This is a genomic window from Ulvibacterium sp. (assembly GCF_965228935.1).
Taxonomy (GTDB): Bacteria; Bacteroidota; Bacteroidia; order Flavobacteriales; family Flavobacteriaceae; genus Ulvibacterium.
Genome location: NZ_OZ245846.1, coordinates 637815 through 655628 on the forward strand (window position 1 = coordinate 637815; position 17814 = coordinate 655628).

Genomic DNA, 17814 nt, shown 5'->3' on the forward strand with positions numbered 1-17814 from the left:
ACCGACGGTGAATGGGAGAAACTAAAAAGTGTGCCCTTATAACAGGAGGTTCCAGGGGAATAGGTCGTGCCATTTGTGTCCAATTGGCCAAGGATTCCGATTACCATATCCTGATCAATTACAACAGTAACAGTGAAGCCGCCCAGGAGACTTTGGCCCAAGTAAAGGAGGTCGGGGGTTCCGGTGAACTTCTACCATTCAATGTAGTGGATTCTGGTGCCGTAAAGATGGCCTTGGATAGGTGGCAGGAAGACAACAAGGAAGCCCTAATCGAAGTAATCGTGAACAATGCGGGCATCACCCAGGATGGGCTCTTCATGTGGATGAAACCCGGGGATTGGTCCAATGTGCTGAACACAAGTCTTAACGGTTTTTTTAATGTTACCAACCATTTGATCCAAAAACTCTTGGTCAATAGATATGGCAGAATCATCAACATGGTTTCCGTTTCCGGGCTAAAAGGAACTTCCGGGCAGGTCAATTACTCCGCCGCAAAGGGAGGACTTATTTCTGCTACTAAGGCCCTTGCACAAGAAGTTGCCAAAAGAAACGTTACTGTAAATGCAATAGCGCCAGGATTTATCAAAACCGATATGACGAGCCAAATGGATGAAAAGGAATTGAAAAAAATGATTCCGGCCAATCGACTGGGAGAAGCGGAGGAAGTGGCACATCTGGTTTCGTTTTTGATTTCCAAAAAGGCATCTTACATTACCGGAGAGGTAATCAGCATTAACGGCGGTATTTATTCTTAAATTGTTTTTTTGGCCATGCAACGAGTGGTTATAACAGGTATGGGTGTTTATTCCTGTATAGGCAAGAACTTGGAGGAGGTAAGAACTTCGTTATACCAAGGGAAGTCAGGAATCATTTATGATAAGCAAAGGGAGGCTTTTGGCTATAGATCTCCTTTAACGGGCCGTGTAGAATTGCCAGACCTCAAAAATCAACTTTCCAGAAGACAACGTGTAAGTATGGGCGAGGAAGCGGCCTATGCCTATGTGGCCACTATGGAGGCATTAAGGACAGCCAATATCCCCTTGGAATTCATGGAGACCCACGAGGTTGGTATCATTTATGGCAATGACAGTACCGCAAAATCGGTAATTGAATCCATAGATATTGTCCGTGAAAAAAAGGATACCACTTTGGTAGGTTCGGGAGCTATTTTTAAGGCGATGAATTCTACAGTTACCATGAATCTCTCCACGATCCTTAAGCTCAGGGGAATAAACCTTACCATCAGCGCAGCCTGCGCCAGTGGGTCACATTCCATTGGCATGGCGTATCAACTTATCAAGGGCGGGCTTCAGGACTGTGTTATCTGTGGCGGTGCACAGGAAATCAATCATTTGGCCATGGCCAGCTTTGACGGACTCGGGGTGTTTACGGTTCATACGGAAAATCCTGAAAAGGCCTCACGACCATTCGATAAAAGTCGGGATGGCCTGGTTCCCAGTGGTGGGGCGGCCACACTTATATTGGAGAGCTATGAATCTGCCAAGAAACGAGGCGCCCCTATTTTAGGGGAAATTGTGGGTTATGGTTTTTCCTCTAATGGAGGCCATATTTCAACACCCAATGTGGAGGGACCTTCCTCTGCCATGAAAAAAGCCCTGAAGGACGCCGACATGGATGCCGCAGCCATAGATTACGTAAATGCCCATGCGACCTCCACTCCTGTAGGCGACGCCAACGAGGCCAAAGCACTCTTTGAAGTTTTCGGCACGGATTATCCCCATGTGAGCTCCACTAAATCCATGACGGGCCATGAGTGTTGGATGGCCGGCGCCAGTGAGGTGGTCTACGCTATGCTTATGATGCAACATTCTTTTATTGCACCCAACATTAATCTGCAAGAACCCGATGAGGATTCTTCCAAATTAAACATAGTTAAGAAAACCTTAAATAAAAAAATTGACGTATTTTTGTCCAATTCATTCGGCTTTGGTGGTACCAATTCCGCATTGATCGTTAAAAAAATGCTAGAGAAAAATGACTAAAGAGGTTATTGTTGAAAAAATAGATGACTTCCTTATCGACGAATTTGAAGTAGAGGAAGAGGATATCGCTCCTGAGGCCAATCTTAAAGAGACCTTGGAACTGGATAGTCTCGACTTTGTAGATTTGGTCGTGGCGGTAGAAAGCAACTTTGGCGTTAAACTGGTCGGGGAGGATTTCATAAATATAATTACACTTCAGGATTTCTACGACCTCATCGAACGGAAATTGGACTGATCATTCTCAAAACTTATCCATGGCAACGGAATGGGAAGGAAAATCCAGAGGTACCGTCCTAGGCTATAAAATCTTTATCTTCTTCATTACAAAATTAGGCATCCGTGCCTCGTATTTCCTACTTTATTTTGTTATTCTGTATTTCTGCCTTTTCTCCTGGAAAAACACAAAGGCAATTTACTACTATCTCCACCAAAGGCTGGGATATTCCCATCTAAAAAGCATTTTTGGGGTTTACAAAAGTTACTACTCCTTTGGGCAAACACTTATCGACAAAACAGCCATAGCATCCGGGCTTCGGGATAGGTTCACCTATGAGTTTGACGGTATCGAGAACATAAAAGATTTACTGGCAAAGGGCGAAGGAGGTATTCTAATCAGTGCGCACATTGGAAATTTCGAGATAGCAGAATTCTTTTTCGAAGATATAGATACCCGATCCCAGATCAACTTGGTTACCACGGATGCCGAACATGAGCATATAAAGGAATATCTTGATAGTGTTACATCAAAATCAAAAATCAAGTTTATACTGGTAAAGGACGATCTTTCGCATATTTTTGAAATTAATGTAGCCTTGGGCAAAGGAGAGCTGGTCTGTTTTACGGGTGATCGCTATTTTGAGGCCCAAAAAACATTGATAGGAACACTTTTAGGCGAGAAGGCCCATTTCCCAGCCGGCCCATTTCTATTGGGATCCCGACTTGAAGTTCCGGTGTTGTTCGTCTATGTAATGAAGGAAACGGCCAAACACTACCATCTTTTTGCTAGAAGAGCAATCGTAAAAAAGAGGGATGCCCAAGGCTTATTGGAAGAATACACCAAAAGTGTGGAATGGATCTTGAGTAAGTATCCTTTACAATGGTTCAACTATTTTGACTTTTGGAAAAGAAAGGAAAGCACATGAAGGAAGTTCTGGTCGTCTATTACTCCCAAACCGGGCAATTGTTGGATATTCTGGAAAATATGGTTTCTCCCCTAAAACAGGATAACATTACAGTTTCCTACTACAGAATAGTCCCAGAGGAACCCTATGAATTTCCGTGGCAAAAGGAAAAATTTTTTGATTGCTTCCCCGAATCTTTTTTACAGATTCCCTCTAGGTTCCATCCTCCCGAAGAGGAAATCCTAAAGAAAAAGTATGATTTGGTGATTTTAGGCTATCAAGTATGGTACCTTACGCCATCCATTCCTATCAACTCATTTTTAAGATCCGATATTGGGAAATCCCTATTAAAGGGCAGACCGGTATTGACCGTTGTCGCCTGTAGGAATATGTGGATACAGGCACAGGAAAAGATGAAAAGGCTCCTGGCCAAAATAGAAGCCAAACTTGTTGGGCATATTGCGCTGGTTGATCGCCATATTAATCACATCAGTGTCATAACCATTTCGCATTGGATGCTGTCAGGAAGAAAGGACAGGTATCTCGGTATTTTTCCGAAGCCCGGGATCTCTGACAAGGATATCAGGGAGGCGAATAAATTTGGAGAGCCCATTAAAACGGCCTTGCTCGTTGGGGATTTTTCAAATCTACAGCAAACCCTTCTAAAACAAGGTGCCATTCACGTCAACCCATACTTGGTGCTTACGGATAAAAGAGGCAATGTACTATTCTCTAAATGGGCCAGCCACATTATCAAAAAAGGAGGGCCCGGGGAACCGCGACGACTCAAATGGATCAGAATATTCAATTATTATTTGTTATTTGCAATCTGGGTCATAGCACCAATAGTTTTTATTGTATTTTTGCTCACTTATTTGCCCCGGTACCAAAGGATGAAAGAAGAAAAAGCCTATTATTCCTCGGTAGCGCTAAAGGAAAATAAATGAAGGACGTTTATATAACACGAATAGCCAAGTTTTTACCCAATGCTCCCGTGGACAATGATGGGATGGAAGAAAAACTAGGGATTTTAGGTGGCAAGACTTCAAAGGCTAGGCGGATTGTATTACGTAACAACAGGATAAAAACCCGTTATTATGCCTTGGATGATAATGGCAAGGTAACCCATAACAATGCCCAATTGACCAAAGAGGCCATTGAGCGTCTGTGCGATGAAGACTTCACCGCCCAAGATATCCAATTACTGTCCTGTGGCACCTCCAGTCCCGATCAAATATTGCCATCCCACGCAGCAATGGTCCATGGTTTTCTTAAGAACGGTAACATGGAAATTAATTCGGCTTCGGGCGCCTGTTGTTCAGGGATGAATGCATTAAAATACGGTTATCTTTCAGTTAAGACCGGACAGGTGGAAAAGGCGGTCTGTGCGGGTTCGGAACGTAGCTCTACCTGGCTGAAGTCCGAGATTTATGAGGATGAAATAGAATATTTGAAGGAATTGAAGGAAAATCCCATCTTGTCCTTCAATAAGGAATTTTTGCGGTGGATGTTATCCGATGGCTCTGGAGCGGTGCTGTTAGAGCCTGACCCTAAAGGTAAAGTACCTTTGAAAATCGAATGGATGGAAGGCTATTCCTACGCTTTTGAATTGGAAGCCTGTATGTACGCCGGTGGTGATAAGGAAGAAAATGGACACCTGAGATCTTGGACCGAGTTTCATGCCAGTGACTGGAGCAAAAACTCAGTATTCGCCGTAAAGCAGGATACGCGATTGTTAGGCGAGTATATTTTGGAAAAGGGCGTGAACAGCCTAAAATTGACCTACGAAAAATACGGTATCGGCCCAGATGATGTGGATTATTACCTACCCCATATATCATCGTACTATTTTAAGGATGGACTGTACAATGAAATGAAGCGGCAAGGGATTGAAATGCCCTTGGACAAATGGTTCCTTAATCTAGAAAAGGTCGGTAATGTGGGTGCGGCATCTATCTATGTGATGCTCGAGGAATTGGTAGCATCCGGGAAACTCAAAAAAGGGGATAGAATATTGCTACATGTCCCGGAAAGTGCCCGTTTTTCCTATACCTACGCCTATTTGACCGTAAGTTAAATGAATCTTCTCAAAGACCCCATAACCGATCGGGACTTTCTACTTGGACTAATTCCCCAAAAACACCCTTTTGTAATGGTAGATAAATTATTTTATTTTTCTCCGGAGAAAATAATATCCGGATTTACCATTACAAAAGAAAATCTATTTACCCGAAACAACGTGTTCAAGGAACCTGGGCTTATCGAGAATATGGCACAAACCGTAGCGCTACATACCGGATACCATTATTTTTTAAAAGACCAAGATGCTCCGATGGGGTACATCGGTGCCATTGCCAAAGTGGAAATCGATTCCCTTCCTGTACTGGGGCAGGAACTGACGACTATTGTTCATATCCTACACGACATTATGGGAGTTACATTGGTAGAGTCTCAAATTGAATGTAACGGATCTCTAATAGCAACGGGCAAAATGAAAACCGTACTGGCCCAAAGGTGAAGAATGCACGTTTACATATCGATATTAAAAAGTTTCTTCCCCATAGGGAGCCCATGCTCATGGTGAATACCATGCCCTATCTTGATGTCGACTCGGTCGTGACTGAATTTCACATATCAGAGGATTGTATTTTTGTAAGCAATGGCAGACTATCGGAGACGGGGCTCATTGAAAATGCCGCCCAAGCGTGTTCGGCGATAGTAGGTCAAAGCTATTTTGAAACGGACGATCTAGAGGGAAAAGGCAACAAGGTCATAGGATACATCAGTGCCATAAAAAAAGTAGAAATATTTCAATTACCAAAGGTAAACGAAACCTTGGTCACAAAAGCAAAACTAGTTTCCCGTTACGATACCGAAGAGCTCAGTATATGTACCATAACCGGCTCCATTTTTAGAAAAGACGATTTAATCGTAGATTGTACCTTGAACTTTTTAATTCACGAAGTCCAATGAAAAAGGGCGAAGTGCCACAACATAAAGGTATACTTAAAGCTGCCAACCTCCGAGAGATGTGCTATGCCGTAGACGAAAACGGGGAGTATACCACTGCGCTTAGTACTGGCTGGGATCCCAAGACCATTGCATTGGAAAATGCGCTAAAGGAAATTGAGGAACGTGTGGAAAACGCAATGCAACGTGTACTTGCCCGCGAGGCCAGCCCTATCGTTTATTATATGGAGCTACATAAAATGGATCTGGGTATCCTAGCAAGCTATGTAGGGATTTGGAAGTGGCGTGTAAAACGTCATTTTAAACCATCGGTCTTTAAGAAATTAAGCTCGCGAACACTACAAAAATATGCTGATGTCTTTGACATCACCGTTGAGGAACTAGTGCATATAGACCCTTGAACCATGCAAATAGATTTTACACATAAACAGTCCGCCCATTGTGAAAACGGGGTGGTATCCAACCTCATGCGGCACAATGGCTTTGAAGTAAGTGAGCCTATGGTATTCGGAATAGGATCAGGGCTTCTGTTCAGCTACCTCCCTTTTTTAAAAGTCAACTATGCCCCCGTCTTCACGTACAGGGTAATGCCCGGTCTTATTTTTAATCGGTTCGCTAAGCGCGTCGGCATTAAGGTGAAAAGGGAAAAATTCAAAAAAAGAGAGGATGCCCGGGCAAGATTGGATACCAATTTGGCAAACAACAACCCGGTGGGGCTCCAAGTAGGGGTATTCCAACTCCCCTATTTCCCGGAGGAGTATCGCTTTCACTTCAACGCGCATAACATGGTGGTCTATGGAAAGGAAGGGGACAGGTACCTTATTAGCGATCCCGTTATGGAAGATGTGACCACGTTAACGGACAAAGAACTGGAAAAGGTTCGGTTTGCCAAGGGGGCCTTTGCACCCAAAGGCCATATGTACTATCCGATTGCCTTTCCAAAAACCCTGAATTTGGAAAAAGCAATCGTGAAGGGCATAAAACATACCTGCAGGGATATGACCGCTCCCGTGCCCATTGTAGGGGTCAAGGCCATGCGGTGGGTAGCCAAAAATATTCGGAAGTGGCCCCAAAAATTGGGCACCAAAAAAGCCAACCATTATTTGGGTCAGATTGTGCGCATGCAGGAGGAAATAGGTACGGGCGGTGGTGGATTTCGGTATATTTATGCCGCCTTTTTACAGGAAGCCGGGAAAGTATTGAAAAACGAAGAGCTATCGGGGTTTTCAAAAGAAATGACCGAAATTGGGGATCAATGGCGCGATTTTGCCTTGGAAGCTTCCCGCGTATATAAAAATCGTAGTTCACAGACCGATGCCTATAACAAAGTGGCAGATCAATTGATGGATTTGGCCCAAAGGGAGGAAACTTTTTTTAAAGCTTTACGTAAAGCGGTCTAAAGATTTTTAATCCCTGAAATACATCCGTTGTTTTGAAAAATCACAGCCAATGATTCAAATCGACCAACTGTCCAAAAAGTATAAGGGAGCCGATTTTTATGCGGTCAAGGATTTGAGCCTATCAGTTCATGAAAAAGAGATTTTTGGTTTGTTGGGCCCAAACGGGGCAGGTAAGACCACTTTGATTTCTATGTTAAGTTCCCTGCTGAAACCGACCTCGGGATCCTTTTCAATACATGGACTGGATTTCCAGCAGAACAAAAACGAATTAAAACAACATATCGGTATCGTTCCCCAGGATTATGCGCTCTATCCTTCGTTGACCGCCTTTGAGAATTTACACTATTTCGGAAGTATGTACGGGTTAAAGGGCCATTCCCTACAAGAAAGAGTTATATCGGGTTTAGAAACACTCGGACTTCATGACTTTGCCCACAAAAGGTTACGAACGTTCTCCGGGGGAATGAAAAGGCGTATCAATCTTATTGCAAGTATTCTGCATGAACCCAAGGTATTGTTCCTGGATGAACCCACGGTCGGGGTGGATGTACAGTCCAAAAGTGCTATCCTGGAACATTTAAAACAACTGAACCATAAGGGTACGACTATTATCTATACCTCGCACCATCTGAACGAGGCCGAGCATTTTTGTACCAGGGTCGCCATTATAGACCATGGTCAAATTGTTTGTAAAGGGGTACCAAAAGACTTGGTCGTTGAACAAAAAGGGGCAAATAATCTCGAGGAGGTTTTTCTGGCCCGAACTGGAAAAGCATTGAGGGACTATGCATAAACTTTGGGTCTCTACATATAAGGAATTTTTGCTGTTGATTCGGGATTTGGGCGGATTGGCTATCCTCTTCCTTATGCCCTTGATCCTGTTAATAGTCATTACTTTGGTACAGGATAGTACTTTTAAGACCATCGAAGAGACCAAGGTTCCAATTCTATTGGTGGATCTGGATAATGGTACGGTTTCCAAAAACGTACATGAAAGCCTCTCGGAAAGCAAATCCTTGGAAATCATCAAAAAAGCATCGGAAACCGAGGCGCTTGCACTAGTTCAAAAAGGGGATTATCAATTGGCCATAATCATCCCGAAAGGGCTATCCCGGGATATGGATAAAAAGGTAACGGCCAATGTGGACGGCATTATGTCCAGATTCGGGATGGAAGAAGAAGCGGATTCGGTTTCAACGACCCTAAAAATCGAACCCAAGGAGATACGGCTATATTTTGATCCCGCTACCCAGCAATCCTTTAAAAATTCCATAAAAAATGGTATTGATAAGATGATTTCCCAAATTGAGATCAAGACCATTTATAACGCTTTTCAGGAACAATTGACGGATGATGCCTCGGAAATTATTTTTGATACCGAAAGTTTTATCACCTTCACCGAAATCGTTCCAGGAGCGGATAGGAATTACATCCCTAACTCAACGCAACACAACGTACCGGCGTGGACGCTCTTTGCTATCTTTTTTATTATCCTACCCCTTTCCATTAATATGATAAAGGAAAAGAACCAGGGAACTTTTATACGCCTCCGTACCCAACCGGTATCCTATGCGACCGTTTTGGGAGGCAAGACCTTGATTTTTTTAATCGTATGTTTGATTCAGTTCTCCCTGATGTTACTGATAGGCGTGTATTTGTTTCCCTCTCTTGGCCTGCCACAATTGGACGTCCGCGATAAGCTACCGCTTCTATATATAACGGCCTTTTTTGCTGGTCTGGCAGCTATTGGATTGGGACTTTTAATAGGAACAATTGCCAAATCTCAAGAGCAATCGGCACCTTTTGGCGCCACATTAGTGGTTATTTTAGCAGCGTTGGGAGGAGTTTGGGTACCTGTTTTTGTAATGCCCGCTAAGATGCAGTTGCTTTCGAACATCTCACCAATGAATTGGGGATTAAATGCCTTCTATGATGTATTTTTGCGCAATGCAGGAATCTCGGAAATCATCCCGGAAATTTCATTGCTGTTGGGATTTTTTATTTTGAGCTCCCTAATCGCGGTCATTTACTATGAACAAAGAAATGCGGTCTAAGCCCAAAAAAGAAATTAGTTTTACAAGCCAGATACGTGTACGGTTTGTAGAGACCGATCCCCTGGGTATCGTTTGGCATGGCAACTACATCCAATATTTTGAGGATGGCCGTGAAGCCTTTGGAAGACACCATGGGATATCCTATTTGGATCAAAAAGTGCATAATTTTTCCACGCCTATAGTTAAGTCGAATAGCGAACACAAACTTCCTTTGCGCTATGGGGACGTTGCCACTATCAAGACCATTTACGTAGATTCTCCGGCTGCCAAGATGATTTTCCGATATGAAATCTATAATCCTGAGGAAGAACTGGTCTGTACCGGGGAGACGGTACAGGTATTCGTTGAGCTTGGTGGGGAAATGTCCTTGACCATACCGGAATTCTTCCTGGAATGGAAGAAAAAAGTAGGATTGTTGGATGGGTAGGGTATATGTATCACATAACACTATTGTTTCTTCCTTAGGTTACGATAGCCCCACCGTGATTCAAAAAATAAAGGATGGGGTTTCCGGACTTCAATCCGTAAGCGACCCAAAATTATTGGACCAACCCCTTTGTACATCACTGGTTGATATAGGAAAACTGCCCAAGACCATTGGGGAACCGGAGAAGGAAGAAAACTATACGCACCTGGAACAAATGCTATTGATGTCCCTGGGCCAGGTCATCCAAGCATCCAAAACCGAATTGACCGATCGGGTAGGGCTCATTATTTCCACTACAAAAGGTAATATAGATGTCTTGGAGGATGATAACCCTTTCCCTGTAGAACGGTCGTACTTGGCCGAATTAGGTAAGGTTCTAAAGGAATTCTTTGGATTTAAGACCCCTCCCATAGTACTTTCCAATGCCTGCGTTTCCGGGCTATTGGCCATTGCGACCGCCAAAAGAATGATTACACAAGGTCGTTTTGATCATGTCCTGGTCATCGGCGGTGATCTGGTCTCGAAATTTACCCTTTCGGGCTTCAATGCATTTCAGGCACTAAGCCCTGAACCCTGTAGGCCCTATGACAAAAATCGTTCAGGCATTAATATCGGTGAAGTAGCCGCAAGTGTTTTGGTAACCCAAGACGAAACGAAGCTTGCCGAGGAATCGGTAGTCGTCTTGGGTGACGCTTCTTGTAATGATGCCAACCATATCTCCGGGCCTTCAAGAACCGGTGAAGGGTTGTACCGTAGTACAAAACTTGCGCTAAAGGAGGCAAAATTACAACCCAAGGATATCGATTTCATCTCAGCACATGGAACGGCTACCCAATTCAATGATGAAATGGAGGCCATTGCCTTCAATCGGCTAAAGCTTCAAAACACACCACTGAACAGTCTAAAAGGTTACTTTGGGCATACCTTGGGCGCATCAGGTCTTTTGGAAACGATCGTAGGTATGCATTCCCTATATCAAAATACGGTCTTTGCCTCCAAGGGATTTGAGGAAATGGGCGTATCGCAACCCATCAATGTCATTAAACGAACGGAGCCTAGGCCAATGGATACCTTCCTAAAAACGTCTTCGGGATTTGGAGGTTCCAATACGGCCGTTATTTTTAAAAAGGTAGCGGAATGATGGAAAAAAATTACGGTATATCGTCCTATTGCCATATCCGGAACAACACCATATCCCTGAACGGGAAAACGATTTATCAAGAACAGCATCCCGACTTCAAGTCTTTGGCAAAATCGGCCTACCGCTTCTTCGAAACCGACTATCCCAAGTTTTTCAAAATGGACAACCTCAGCAAATTGGGGTTTTTGGCGGCAGATATTCTACTAAAAAACGAAGGTGTTCTTCCGGAAAACGAAGAAGACATCGCCATTGTACTTAGCAATAGGGCATCAAGTCTGGATACGGACAGAAAGCATTGGGAATCCATCCGCAATCCCAATGATTATTATCCCAGCCCCGCAATTTTTGTATATACATTGCCCAACATTTGCATTGGGGAAATTAGTATCCGGCACAAACTTTATTCTGAAAATAGTTTTTTTATCTTTGACGAATTTAATCCGAGCCATCTGTTCTGGTATACGAACGGATTGTTGGATACGGAAAAAGCGAAAAAGGTACTTTGCGGTTGGGTAGATGTTGATGGCCCCGGTTATGAGGCTTTTTTATATTTGGTGGACAAAGAAGGTTCCATAGCGCACAGTATTGAGGAAATAACCCGATTATTTTAAACCGATATGGAGGCATTGAAAGAAGAATTGAAGTCAAAAATCATAGAGCAGTTGAATCTGGAAGATGTTTCAGTGGATGAAATTGCCGACGACGATCCACTTTTTGGTGACGGATTGGGGCTGGACTCCATAGACGCCCTAGAGCTCATCGTAATGCTAGATAAGGACTATGGCATAAAATTGGCCGACCCCAAGGAAGGAAAAAAAATCTTCGAATCCGTTGGGACTATGGCGGATTATATTGTACAACACAAGGGGAAATAATATTTTTCCGCTTCACCTTCCGTTTTTTGTACATTCGCAATAAAGCGTTTTCGGTTAAATAGTATGGGCAAAGGCATCGCCATTACGGGTATGGGAATCATTTCTGCCATTGGCAACAATGTAGAGGAAAACTACAAAGCCCTAATTGAATGCAAAAAAGGAATCTCCAGAATCTCAAAAATCGATACAGTCCATAGGGATGCCCTAATGGTCGGTGAAATCGATTTCACCAATCAGGAACTGGAGGAACTTCTAGGGCTCAACACGGACCATAACTATTCCCGAAGTGCCTTATTGGGGGCCTATGCGGCCAAGCAAGCTGTTTCAAACGCGGGCATAACCAATATAAATTCGTGCAAAACCGGCTTGGTATCGGCCACCACGGTAGGGGGTATGGACAAGACCGAACAATACTATTACGAGTATTTCGAGAATAAAGAAGTCCAAAAATACATTGAAGGGCATCATGCCGGGGATTCTACCCAAAAAATTGCGGAGCAACTAGGTATCCAAGGCAGCCTGGTAACTACCATTAGTACGGCCTGTTCTTCTGCTGCCAATGCTATTTTGTTCGGCGCACGTTTATTAAAATCGGGAAAATTGGACAGGGTGGTCGTAGGTGGAACGGATGGACTTTCCAAATTTACGTTGAACGGTTTTAAGACACTTATGATCCAATCCGATACCTATAACACTCCTTTCGATGAAAACCGGAAGGGACTGAATCTCGGTGAGGCGGCCGCTTTTTTGGTCTTGGAATCCGATGAGTTGGTACAAAAAGAAAATAAGGAAGTCCTGGCTTACGTTAAAGGATGGGGCAATGCCAATGACGCCTTTCACCAAACAGCGTCCTCGGACTATGGGGACGGAGCTACCTTGGCCATGCAAAAAGCATTAAAGGTCTCCGGGTTGAAAAGTGATGAAATCGATTATATCAACGCTCATGGTACGGCCACCCCCAACAATGATCTTTCCGAAGGAAGGGCCTTTCTACGGGTTTTTGGCGATAGTGTACCCGATTTCAGTTCCACCAAGGCCTATACCGGGCATACGCTGGCGGCGGCCGGGGGGGTCGAAGCGGTCTTTTCCGTTCTGGCCCTACGGAATAATGTGATTTTCCCCAATCTCAATTTCAAAAATCCCATGAAAGAATTTCATCTTAAACCGCAAACGGAGCTCAAAAACAAGAAATTACACAAAGTGTTATCCAATTCATTGGGCTTTGGGGGCAATTGTTCAACCCTTATTTTTTCGAAAGAAGCCTAGATGAAGCCGGTTTACCTCAATAGCGTTGCTTCCATATCGGCCCAGAGGACTTTTGACAATTCGGTCTTTTTGGACGATATTACCGAGTATGCCGACAACGTTGTTCGCACAATAGACCCTAACTATAAAGAATTCATTCAGCCTGCCGCAGCCAGGAGAATGGCCAAAGGAATAAAGATGGGGGTGGCCGCTTCAAAAATTGCCCTACAAGAGGCCAATCTGGAAAATTTGGATGCCATCATTACAGGTACCGGTTTGGGTTGTATTGCGGATTCGGAAAAATTCGTCAGTAAAATCATAGATGATAACGAGGAGTACCTAACCCCTACTTCGTTTATACAATCTACCCATAATACCGTGGCGGGACAAATAGCCTTAGGTATAGGCTGTAAGGGCTATAATTTTACCTATGTCCATTCCAGTATTTCTTTTGAATCGGCTCTACTGGATGCCAAACTACAATTGGAAAACGATGAGGCCCAAAACATTCTGGTCGGAGGAGTGGATGAGCTGGCCGATCATCACATTAAAATACATAAGTTGGTCAACCATATTAAGGCCGATATGGTCAACTCCAAGGAACTGTTGGAGTCCGGTACTCCGGGTGCAGTTTTTGGGGAGGGAGCCAGTTTCTTTGTGCTTTCCAATGAAAAGAGTGAAACTACCTATGCACAGGTTTTGGACGTAGCCACCTACAATAGTTTTTCTGAACAGAAATTAAAGAAGGTTCTTAAGTCGTTTCTACAAGACAATAGTCTGGAAATTGCGGATATCGATATTCTGGTAATGGGCAACAATGGCGATATCAATTTCGATTCCTATTATGAAGCATTAAGTGAGGAGTCCTTTAAAAATACGTCTCAGACTTATTATAAACATTTATGCGGTGAGTTCAATACGGCCTCTTCCTTTGGTACCTGGATGGCCGCAAAAATGATAAAGGCCCAACACATTCCGGAAGCTGCCAGGTTGAACGGCATCCTACCCTCCGAAATCAGGACCGTGTTGTTGTACAACCAGTACCGCGGGGAGAACCACAGTTTTGTTTTACTCCGCGGATGCTGACGTTTGTCTCCATAAGACGGCTTTTCCTAATGGCCTTGACCGTTCTTTTGGTTATCGATTGGCTATATGGTATTCCAGGATTCTATTATTGGATTCCTATTAGTGCGTTTTTTGTCCTGACTATTTTAGGTTCTTTTTTAATTCAATGGAATTTCCATTTTAAGTCCCACAATTCCAATCCAAATGTTGTTGATAACTATATTGCCCTAACCTTTGATGATGGCCCACATCCCGAATATACTTCCCAGGTACTTCAACTCTTAAAACAATTTAACGCCAAAGCTACCTTTTTTTGTATCGGAAAACATATGGAACAGCACAACGATTTGATAAAAAAAATCCTCGACGAGGGACATACCATTGGTAACCATACGTATTCGCATTCCAGAGCGTTCGGGTTCTTTGGTTCCAAAAAGGTAATCGCCGAGCTTCAAGAAACCAATAGCATCTTTGACCAAATAACGGGAAAGCAAATACAACTCTATCGCCCGGCTTTTGGTGTAACCAATCCGAGCATTAAAAAAGCCATTCGGGCCATGAATCTACAATCTATTGGATGGAGCGTCCGTTCCTTGGACACTACCCCTCTTTCGGAAGATGCCATTTTAAATCGGGTTACCCGTAAACTTGTCAAAGGAGACATTGTATTGTTCCATGATACCAGTGCAAAAACCTTAGCTGTTTTGGAACGGTTATTGTTAATTTTGCGAGAGAAAAATTTACGATCGGTCACCGTTGACCAATTGTTGAATATCAAAGCCTATGCGTAACCTTTTTTATCTGTTCTGGATTGTGGTATGTACTGCAAATGCGCAGTCCGAAATGAGCGCCACGGATGCCCGGGCATTGGAGGCCAAGGTAAAGAAGACCGCCAATACTACGGAGACCATTACTAGTAATTTTAGGCAATATAAGCATATGGACTTCCTTTCCAACGATATTGAATCTTTGGGCAAGCTCTCCTTTAAGGCCCCCAATTTGGTTAAGTGGGAATATACGGAGCCCTTTGCCTATTCGGTCATTTTTGAGGAGGAAACCCTTTATATCAATAACGAGGGCAACAAAAGTGATATGGACATCGGTTCCAACAAACTGTTTAAGCGGCTTAATCAACTCATTACAAACAGTATTAAAGGAGATTTATTCGATACGGATGAATTCCATATCAACTATTTCGAAAAAGGAAATACAAGTGAAGTACATTTTGCCCCCAAGGATGAAGATTTTGCCACATTCATCAAAGCCTTCCACATTACCTTTAACGAGAAAGGAGAAGTAACCGAAGTAAAAATGTTGGAGCCCTCCAATGACTATACCCGTATTGTTTTTACGGATCGAAAAACAAACCAATCCTTGCCCGATGCGGTATTTGCCCATTAGTCTCCTTCTTCTGGTCTGGGCCTGTGCCTCTTATCCGGAACGCAACGATTTCCAACTCGTGGAGACCTCCAATGCAACGGTCACCAATCCCTATTTTTCCAATCTGGACAAGGATTATGTGTACAAGGCGGATATTGATTTGTACAAGAAAACGTTCAGTGGCATCCTTGTCTTAAAGAAATTGGGAGTGCGGCACCATAGGGTTGTATTTACTACGGAATTGGGAAATACCATTTTTGACTTTTCATTTTGGGATGATGACTTTATCGTGAATCACATCCTTCCGGAGATGAACAAAAAAATAGTCATTAACCTGCTTAAAAGGGATTTCAGGACGCTGGTCACGGAAAACGTATCTATTCTAAATACGTTTACCTCACAAGATGAATTCATTTTTGAAACCGAAATCGATGAACGAGTGAATTACTACCATACCGTAGCTGGAAATTTGGAGAAAATTGTCCAGACCAAGAATCGAAAGAAAAAAGTCGCTTTCATATTTTCTGCGGTTCATGCGGAGGTTGCGAAAAATATTCAGATCTTGCACCACAATATTAAGCTGTCCATACGGCTAAAAGCTATTTAAAATGAACCGAATAATCCTTTTGTCCATACTCTTTTTATTTTCCGGGATAATCTATGCCCAGACCAAAATTAGACCAGGTATTCGCTTGGGATTCAATAGTGCCAATATTTCCAACACCACCTTGGACAATAAAATTGGGCTTAACGCGGCAGTTTTTGCCGATTTCCGTTTTTCAAGATTCTATGCCCTACAGCCAGAAATTATGTATTCCAGACAAGGCGGAAAGTCCAATATCCGTACCAACCAAGATTTGGATATCGATTATTTGTCGGTCGGTGTAGTCAATAAGTTTTTTGTCGCTCCCAATCAAGGTCTCCATCTTATTTTAGGCCCTAGTCTGGACTTCGATTTTGAAAATAATCTCATTAATGTAATCAACGACAGCAATGACTCCGATATCACCCCTTTTGACCTTTCCTTCTTTTTTGGGATAGGCTATGAGTTTGATTTTGGGTTGATATTGGAAGCCCGATATAAGCAAGGGTTGCTCGATATTGATCTGTTTGATGAAGATTTTGAGTCGGAATTTTACAGCGGGGAGGGAAACACACTGAACAATGTATTCCAGTTCGGAGTGGCCTACAAATTTGATTTGCGATAATGATATTGATAGAAGGGCTTTACGTCATAAAGGATTATGAATATAATCAGGATACGGTCAGTTCCACCATACAGTTGAACAAGGAACACCCTATCTTCAAGGGTCATTTCCCTGGAAATCCCGTGATGCCCGGCGTATGTATGATACAGATTATCAAGGAGCTTACGGAAAAGGCGACCGGGAAGCAACTTTTTTTAAAGGTCTCCTCCAACATCAAGTTTATGGCCATTATAAACCCGGAGGAAAACGATATACTCCATCTAATTTTAAATATTTCCACTGACGAAAGAGAGGTTAAGGTAAAAAATACGACTACATTTCAGGATACCTTGGCATTGAAGCTAAGCGCTACCTTCCAAATACGAGACTAAATGAAATTAGTAGTAGCCTTTATATGTTCCCTGGCCTTTTTGATATCCCCGGATATTTCCGAATTGCGGAAAACCTATCCCGAAGCCAATGCAAATGAGGGGGTTACAGACGAGCTCTTTATAAAACTTTCTTCGGTGACCAAAACGGATAACGCAGTTCTTGTGGCCTATAAAGGAGCCGTATCTACCCTAAAGGCGAAATATGCCCAAAAACTGCGAAATAAGAAGGATTTTTTTAAATCCGGGGCAGAACTCATTGAATATGCTGTGGCTACACAGCCCAAGAACATAGAAATCCGATGTATCCGGTTAAGCGTCCAGGAAAACTCGCCCAAAGTTGTTGGATATAAAGAAAGCATGGAGGAGGATAAAGGATTTTTATTACACAACTTTGCAAAGGTATCCTCAGGTGAAATCCGTGAGTTTATAAAAAACTACGCCGTGCAGTCTTCTGTTTTTGACGCCTCCGAAAAGCAGTTGTTTTCGGGGCGGTAATCCGTATCTTTGTCTAGAATTTAGCTTTTTGCGACCAGAAAGCTTTCAATGGATTTACC

Annotated in this window: 24 protein-coding genes; all 24 read left to right on the forward strand. The window is 43.1% G+C overall.

Going from position 1 to position 17814, the window contains the following annotated elements; translation table 11 throughout:
* Positions 1-11: 11 nt before the first annotated feature.
* Complete coding sequence (gene fabG / locus ACO06Y_RS02815; RefSeq protein WP_422082308.1) at positions 12-755, forward strand: 3-oxoacyl-ACP reductase FabG; 744 nt, start codon at positions 12-14, stop codon at positions 753-755.
* A 15-nt stretch (positions 756-770) separates the two neighbouring features.
* Positions 771-2003: a beta-ketoacyl-[acyl-carrier-protein] synthase family protein gene (locus ACO06Y_RS02820; RefSeq protein WP_422082309.1), complete on the forward strand. Its 1233-nt coding sequence runs from the start codon at positions 771-773 to the stop codon at positions 2001-2003.
* A complete protein-coding gene (locus ACO06Y_RS02825; protein ID WP_299529943.1) occupies positions 1996-2238 on the forward strand; it encodes a phosphopantetheine-binding protein in 243 nt (80 codons plus the stop codon). The genes ACO06Y_RS02820 and ACO06Y_RS02825 overlap by 8 nt, the downstream gene beginning before the upstream one ends.
* 19 nt (positions 2239-2257) lie before the next feature.
* Complete coding sequence (locus ACO06Y_RS02830; RefSeq protein WP_422082310.1) at positions 2258-3145, forward strand: lipid A biosynthesis acyltransferase; 888 nt, start codon at positions 2258-2260, stop codon at positions 3143-3145.
* Entirely contained in the window at positions 3121-4071 is a 951-nt protein-coding gene (locus ACO06Y_RS02835) for a dialkylrecorsinol condensing enzyme DarA (RefSeq protein WP_422082311.1), read from the forward strand. The genes ACO06Y_RS02830 and ACO06Y_RS02835 overlap by 25 nt, the downstream gene beginning before the upstream one ends.
* Positions 4068-5201 carry a beta-ketoacyl-ACP synthase III gene (locus ACO06Y_RS02840; RefSeq protein WP_422082312.1) on the forward strand — a complete coding sequence of 378 codons (1134 nt, stop codon included), beginning with the start codon at positions 4068-4070 and terminating at the stop codon, positions 5199-5201. Before ACO06Y_RS02835 ends, ACO06Y_RS02840 begins: the two co-directional genes overlap by 4 nt.
* Entirely contained in the window at positions 5202-5642 is a 441-nt protein-coding gene (locus ACO06Y_RS02845; RefSeq protein WP_422082313.1) for a hypothetical protein, read from the forward strand. It abuts the gene before it with no gap.
* A complete protein-coding gene (locus tag ACO06Y_RS02850; protein WP_422082314.1) occupies positions 5639-6097 on the forward strand; it encodes an ABC transporter permease in 459 nt (152 codons plus the stop codon). Before ACO06Y_RS02845 ends, ACO06Y_RS02850 begins: the two co-directional genes overlap by 4 nt.
* Positions 6094-6495 carry a hypothetical protein gene (locus tag ACO06Y_RS02855; RefSeq protein ID WP_422082315.1) on the forward strand — a complete coding sequence of 134 codons (402 nt, stop codon included), beginning with the start codon at positions 6094-6096 and terminating at the stop codon, positions 6493-6495. Before ACO06Y_RS02850 ends, ACO06Y_RS02855 begins: the two co-directional genes overlap by 4 nt.
* 3 nt (positions 6496-6498) lie before the next feature.
* Positions 6499-7494 carry a BtrH N-terminal domain-containing protein gene (locus ACO06Y_RS02860; RefSeq protein WP_422082316.1) on the forward strand — a complete coding sequence of 332 codons (996 nt, stop codon included), beginning with the start codon at positions 6499-6501 and terminating at the stop codon, positions 7492-7494.
* Between the two features lie 49 nt (positions 7495-7543).
* Positions 7544-8287, forward strand: a complete 744-nt coding sequence (locus ACO06Y_RS02865) for an ABC transporter ATP-binding protein (protein ID WP_422082317.1) — start codon at positions 7544-7546, stop codon at positions 8285-8287.
* Entirely contained in the window at positions 8280-9548 is a 1269-nt protein-coding gene (locus tag ACO06Y_RS02870) for an ABC transporter permease (protein ID WP_422082318.1), read from the forward strand. The genes ACO06Y_RS02865 and ACO06Y_RS02870 overlap by 8 nt, the downstream gene beginning before the upstream one ends.
* Complete coding sequence (locus ACO06Y_RS02875; RefSeq protein ID WP_422082319.1) at positions 9526-9975, forward strand: acyl-CoA thioesterase; 450 nt, start codon at positions 9526-9528, stop codon at positions 9973-9975. Before ACO06Y_RS02870 ends, ACO06Y_RS02875 begins: the two co-directional genes overlap by 23 nt.
* A complete protein-coding gene (locus tag ACO06Y_RS02880; RefSeq protein WP_422082320.1) occupies positions 9968-11116 on the forward strand; it encodes a beta-ketoacyl synthase N-terminal-like domain-containing protein in 1149 nt (382 codons plus the stop codon). Before ACO06Y_RS02875 ends, ACO06Y_RS02880 begins: the two co-directional genes overlap by 8 nt.
* The gene (locus ACO06Y_RS02885; RefSeq protein ID WP_422082321.1) at positions 11113-11727 is read left to right on the forward strand and encodes a 3-oxoacyl-ACP synthase; all 615 of its coding nucleotides are present in this window, start codon (positions 11113-11115) and stop codon (positions 11725-11727) included. The genes ACO06Y_RS02880 and ACO06Y_RS02885 overlap by 4 nt, the downstream gene beginning before the upstream one ends.
* Before the next feature lie 6 nt (positions 11728-11733).
* The gene (locus ACO06Y_RS02890; RefSeq protein WP_422082322.1) at positions 11734-11991 is read left to right on the forward strand and encodes a phosphopantetheine-binding protein; all 258 of its coding nucleotides are present in this window, start codon (positions 11734-11736) and stop codon (positions 11989-11991) included.
* 63 nt (positions 11992-12054) lie between these two features.
* Positions 12055-13257 (forward strand): beta-ketoacyl-[acyl-carrier-protein] synthase family protein, encoded by a 1203-nt coding sequence (locus ACO06Y_RS02895; RefSeq protein ID WP_422082323.1) that lies wholly within the window; start codon positions 12055-12057, stop codon positions 13255-13257.
* Positions 13258-14322 (forward strand): beta-ketoacyl synthase N-terminal-like domain-containing protein, encoded by a 1065-nt coding sequence (locus ACO06Y_RS02900; RefSeq protein ID WP_422082324.1) that lies wholly within the window; start codon positions 13258-13260, stop codon positions 14320-14322.
* Entirely contained in the window at positions 14316-15092 is a 777-nt protein-coding gene (locus ACO06Y_RS02905) for a polysaccharide deacetylase family protein (RefSeq protein WP_422082325.1), read from the forward strand. Before ACO06Y_RS02900 ends, ACO06Y_RS02905 begins: the two co-directional genes overlap by 7 nt.
* On the forward strand, positions 15085-15702 hold the full coding sequence (locus tag ACO06Y_RS02910; RefSeq protein ID WP_422082326.1) for a LolA family protein: 618 nt from the start codon (positions 15085-15087) through the stop codon (positions 15700-15702). Before ACO06Y_RS02905 ends, ACO06Y_RS02910 begins: the two co-directional genes overlap by 8 nt.
* Positions 15683-16288, forward strand: coding sequence for a hypothetical protein (locus ACO06Y_RS02915; protein ID WP_422082327.1), 606 nt, complete (start codon positions 15683-15685; stop codon positions 16286-16288). Before ACO06Y_RS02910 ends, ACO06Y_RS02915 begins: the two co-directional genes overlap by 20 nt.
* 1 nt (position 16289) lies before the next feature.
* Entirely contained in the window at positions 16290-16889 is a 600-nt protein-coding gene (locus ACO06Y_RS02920) for a porin family protein (protein ID WP_422082328.1), read from the forward strand.
* Positions 16889-17260 carry a 3-hydroxyacyl-ACP dehydratase gene (locus tag ACO06Y_RS02925; protein WP_422082329.1) on the forward strand — a complete coding sequence of 124 codons (372 nt, stop codon included), beginning with the start codon at positions 16889-16891 and terminating at the stop codon, positions 17258-17260. The genes ACO06Y_RS02920 and ACO06Y_RS02925 overlap by 1 nt, the downstream gene beginning before the upstream one ends.
* Positions 17261-17755: a hypothetical protein gene (locus tag ACO06Y_RS02930; protein WP_422082330.1), complete on the forward strand. Its 495-nt coding sequence runs from the start codon at positions 17261-17263 to the stop codon at positions 17753-17755. It abuts the gene before it with no gap.
* The last annotated feature ends 59 nt before the right edge of the window (positions 17756-17814 follow it).